This is a genomic window from Streptomyces viridosporus (genome assembly GCF_002078235.1).
Classification (GTDB): Bacteria; Actinomycetota; Actinomycetes; order Streptomycetales; family Streptomycetaceae; genus Streptomyces; species Streptomyces viridosporus.
This window is the reverse complement of record NZ_MSGP01000001.1, coordinates 1-4,396: the sequence shown is the minus strand read 5'-3', so window position 1 is coordinate 4,396 and position 4,396 is coordinate 1. Positions and strand designations below refer to the sequence as shown.

The window sequence follows — 4,396 nt, the reverse complement described above, 5'->3', positions numbered from 1 at the left end:
GTCTACACCCACGGCTGGTACGGCCAGGCCGCCTACTACGCGGACGACCTGTCGGTGTTCGGTCCCGACGGGGGCGGCGGCGGTGACCAGGAGCCCACGGTCCCGGGCACGCCGGGCGGTCTCGGCGTCTCCGGCACGACGTCCTCGTCGGTCTCCCTGGCGTGGAACCCGGTGTCCGGGGCGACGGGGTACACCGTCTACCGCGACGGCACGAGGGTGACGGCCGTGTCGGGCACGTCGGCCACGGTGACCGGACTGGCGGCCTCCACCTCGTACTCCTTCCAGGTCGCCGCGACCAACGCGGCGGGAGAGTCGCCGAGGTCGGCGGCGGTGACGGCCCGGACGAAGGAGAACGGCGGCGGGGGCGACGGCCTGCCCCGGCACGCGGTGACCGGTTACTGGCAGAACTTCAACAACGGCGCGGCGGTGCAGCGGATCTCCGACGTCTCCGCCCAGTACGACATCATCGCGGTCTCCTTCGCGGACGCGACCGGCACGCCCGGAGCGGTCACCTTCAACCTGGACACCGCCGGGCTGAACGGTTACACCGTCGACCAGTTCAAGGCGGACGTCCGGGCCAAGCAGGCGGCCGGGAAGAAGGTCATCATCTCGGTCGGCGGCGAGAAGGGCACCGTGTCGGTGAACGACTCCGCCTCGGCGACGGCCTTCGCGAACTCCGTGTACGCGCTGATGCAGGAGTACGGCTTCGACGGTGTCGACATCGACCTGGAGAACGGCCTCAACGCGACCTACATGACGCAGGCGCTGCGGGCGCTGTCCGCGAAGGCGGGCCCCTCGATGATCCTGACCATGGCCCCGCAGACCATCGACATGCAGTCGACGTCCAACTCCTACTTCCGGACCGCGCTGAACGTGAAGGACATCCTCACGGTCGTCAACATGCAGTACTACAACAGCGGTTCCATGCTGGGCTGCGACGGCAAGGTCTACAGCCAGGGCTCGGTGGACTTCCTGACCGCGCTGGCCTGCATCCAGCTGGAGGGCGGCCTCGACCCGTCCCAGGTCGGCCTGGGCCTGCCGGCCTCGACCCGCGGCGCGGGCAGCGGCTACGTCTCCCCGACCGTGGTGAACAACGCCCTGGACTGCCTGACGCGGGGCACCCACTGCGGCACCTTCAAGCCGTCGAAGACGTACCCGGACCTGCGGGGCGCGATGACCTGGTCCACCAACTGGGACGCGACGGCGGGCAACGCCTGGTCCAACGCGGTGGGCCCGCACGTCCACGCCCTGCCGTAGCCCTCGGGCCACCCGGCACCGCCCCTGCCCACGGCGTCGTGGGCAGGGGCGGTGGCGCCGTCACCGGGCGCTTCCGGCACGCCTCTCGCGCAGGAGGACCGGCCGCGGTGACCGGCGTCGTCCGACGCGGACCGGCTCGCGGCCCGGCTCGCGGCCCGCGGAAGGTCCGCCAGGGCTCCGGCCGGGCCGTCCCGCGTGCGACGGGAGCCGGGGGAACGTCGTCCCGCTCCGGCGCAGCACGATCACCCGGGGCGTCAGAAGAACTCCGACCACGGCTGGTCCCAGACCTGCTTGACGCACAGGATCAGGAACAGCAGGCCCGCGAGGGCCAGCATGACGTTGCTGAGGATGCCGTTGCGCCAGTCGCGGGGGGTGCGGTCGGAGTTGAGGAGCCGGATCAGGGTGAGGGCGAGGAAGGGCATGAAGGCGGCGCCCAGGACGCCGTAGACGATGACCAGGCGGAAGGGCTGGCCCTCGAAGAGCAGGATCATGGGCGGGAAGGTCAGCCACAGCAGGTAGGCGCGGAACGGCCAGGACTTCTCCCGCGCGCCGGAGGCGATCTCCTCGCCCCTGGACGGGGCCGACCGCTTCCGTCCCCGCGTCACGAAGTCGGTGAACATCAGGCTGACGCCGTGCCAGACGCCGATCAGCGAGGTGAAGGAGGTGGCGAAGAAGCCGATCAGGAAGAACGTGGCCGTCGCCGTGCCGTACTCCTCCTCCAGGATGTCGCCGAGCTGCACCAGGCCCTGGTCGCCGCCGGCGAGGGCGATGTTCGCGGAGTGGAGGAGTTCGGCGCCGACGACGAGCATGGCGATCACGAAGACGCCGGTGGTGAGGTAGGCGACGCGGTTGTCCAGCCGCATGACCTTCATCCACCCGGTGTTCGTCCAGCCCTTGGCGTTGACCCAGTAGCCGTAGGCGGCGAGCGTGATGGTGCCGCCCACGCCGCCGATCAGGCCGAGGGTGTTGAGGACCGAGTCCTTCTCGTCGGGCAGCACGGGGAGCAGTCCGGCGAAGGCGTCGCCGAGGTTCGGGACGACGCGGACCGCCAGGTAGACGGTGACCACGAACATGACGCCCACCAGGACCGTCATGACCTTCTCGAAGACCGCGTACTGGTTGAACCAGACGAAGACCAGACCCACCAGGGCGCAGGCGATGCCCCACCATTCGAGGTCCATCACGCCCGGGAAGAGCGCCTGGAGCGGCAGGGCGCTGGACGACATCGCCGCCGCGCCGTAGACGAAGCCCCAGACGACGACGTAGACGCCGAAGAAGTACGTCGTCCAGCGGCCGAGGCTCGCCCAGCCGTCGAACAGCGTGCGACCGGTGGCCAGGTGCCAGCGGCCGGCCGCCTCGGCGAGGGAGATCTTCACCAGGCAGCCGACGATCGCCGCCCACAGGAGGGTGTAGCCGAAGTTGCTGCCCGCGATGAGGGTGGCGACCAGGTCGCCGGCGCCCACGCCGGTCGCGGCGACGACGATTCCGGGGCCGATGTACTTCCAACTGGACTTGCGGGGTCGGGAGCCGGGTGCGGGGGGTGCTCCGGTGTCCTGGGTGTTGCCCGTGGTGTCCGTCATGGGGTCAAGAAAGCGGACGGGCACCGGCCGGACAAGGAGGCGTGCGGGGATCTTCACGGGATGCACCGGATCGAGGAGGATGCGGGGCGTGCCCGGGCGCCCCGCTGGGACGCCTTCTTGACCTGATCATGTCATGCACTGACCATGACGGCACCGCACCACGCACGTCGCCTGAACAACCCCACCTCCTACAAGGAGACTTCATGCGACTCCGCACACGCGGCAGACGGTACGCCGCGCTCGCCGCCCTCCTCGCCCTCGCCCTCGCCGCACCCCTCTCCGCGACGGCGACCGACGCCACCGCAGACAGCGCCGCCCCGCCGGCCCCCTCGGCCGACGACATCCGCCAGTACGAGATCCACCGGCACACGACTCCCGTCACCCGCACGGCGATCCAGCGGTCCGGGGTCACCGTGGACGAGGCCGACGAGGAGACCGTCGTCGTCTCCGGACGCGCGGACCAGATCCGCGCGCTGCGGCGACAGGGCTACGACGTCACGCCGTTGGGCGCCGCTCCCGACCGCTCGTCCGCCGCCGACGGACTGCGCCTGTTCGACTTCCCCTCGGCCGACTCCCGCTACCACAACTACGCCGAGATGAACGCGGAGATCGACCAGCGGCTGGCGGCGTATCCGGGCATCATGAGCAAGCGGGTGATCGGGAAGTCCTACCAGGGCCGGGACATCGTCGCCATCAAGGTCAGCGACAACGTGGCCACGGACGAGAGCGAGCCGGAGGTCCTGTTCACCCACCACCAGCACGCCCGCGAGCACCTGACCGTGGAGATGGCGCTGTACCTGCTGCGCGAGCTCGGCGCGGGGTACGGCAGCGACTCCCGGATCACCAACCTGGTCAACAACCGGGAGATCTGGATCGTCCCGGACCTCAACCCGGACGGCGGCGAGTACGACATCGCCACCGGCTCCTACCGCTCGTGGCGCAAGAACCGCCAGCCCAACTCCGGTTCGTCGTACGTCGGGACCGACCTGAACCGCAACTGGAACTACCGCTGGGGCTGCTGCGGCGGCTCCTCGGGCTCCACGTCCTCCGAGACCTACCGGGGTTCCGCCCCGGAGTCCGCGCCCGAGGTGAAGGTCGTCGCCGACTTCGTGCGCAGCCGGGTCGTCGGCGGGGTGCAGCAGATCAAGGCCGGCATCGACTTCCACACGTACAGCGAGCTGGTGCTGTGGCCGTTCGGCTACACCTACTCCGACACCACGACCGGGATGACGGCTGACGACAACGCCGCGTTCCAGGCGGTCGGCCGGAAGATGGCCGCGAGCAACGGCTACACGCCCCAGCAGTCCAGCGACCTGTACATCACCGACGGGTCGATCGACGACTACCTGTGGGGCACCCACAGGATCTTCGGCTACACCTTCGAGATGTACCCGAGGTCGTCCTCGGGCGGCGGTTTCTACCCGCCCGACGAGGTCATCGAGCGGGAGACCTCCCGCAACCGGGACGCGGTGCTCCAACTGCTGGAGAACGCGGACTGCGTGTACCGCTCCATCGGCAAGGAGGCGCAGTACTGCCGCTAGTGGTGCCCGTCCGGCGGC

The 4,396-nt window shown here is 69.9% G+C and carries 3 protein-coding genes; 2 read left to right on the top strand and 1 reads right to left on the bottom strand.

Annotation, left to right across the window (positions count from 1 at the left end):
* A partial coding sequence (locus B7L92_RS00015; protein ID WP_081235458.1) for a chitinase occupies nt 1–1,257 on the top strand: 1,257 nt, incomplete at its 5' end.
* Between the two features lie 254 nt (nt 1,258–1,511).
* Here B7L92_RS00015 and B7L92_RS00010 read toward each other — a convergent pair.
* Nucleotides 1,512–2,837 carry an Nramp family divalent metal transporter gene (locus tag B7L92_RS00010; RefSeq protein ID WP_081235457.1) on the bottom strand — a complete coding sequence of 442 codons (1,326 nt, stop codon included), beginning with the start codon at nt 2,835–2,837 and terminating at the stop codon, nt 1,512–1,514.
* A 203-nt stretch (nt 2,838–3,040) separates the two neighbouring features.
* On the opposite strand from B7L92_RS00010, the gene B7L92_RS00005 reads away from it, so the two are divergent.
* Nucleotides 3,041–4,378: a M14 family metallopeptidase gene (locus tag B7L92_RS00005; RefSeq protein WP_081235456.1), complete on the top strand. Its 1,338-nt coding sequence runs from the start codon at nt 3,041–3,043 to the stop codon at nt 4,376–4,378.
* The last annotated feature ends 18 nt before the right edge of the window (nt 4,379–4,396 follow it).

Excerpts from the sequence above, each read along its gene's own strand:
- B7L92_RS00010 (WP_081235457.1), bottom strand. The coding sequence starts at position 2,837 with ATGACGGACACCACGGGCAACACCCAGGACACCGGAGCACCCCCCGCA.
- B7L92_RS00005 (WP_081235456.1), top strand. The coding sequence starts at position 3,041 with ATGCGACTCCGCACACGCGGCAGACGGTACGCCGCGCTCGCCGCCCTC.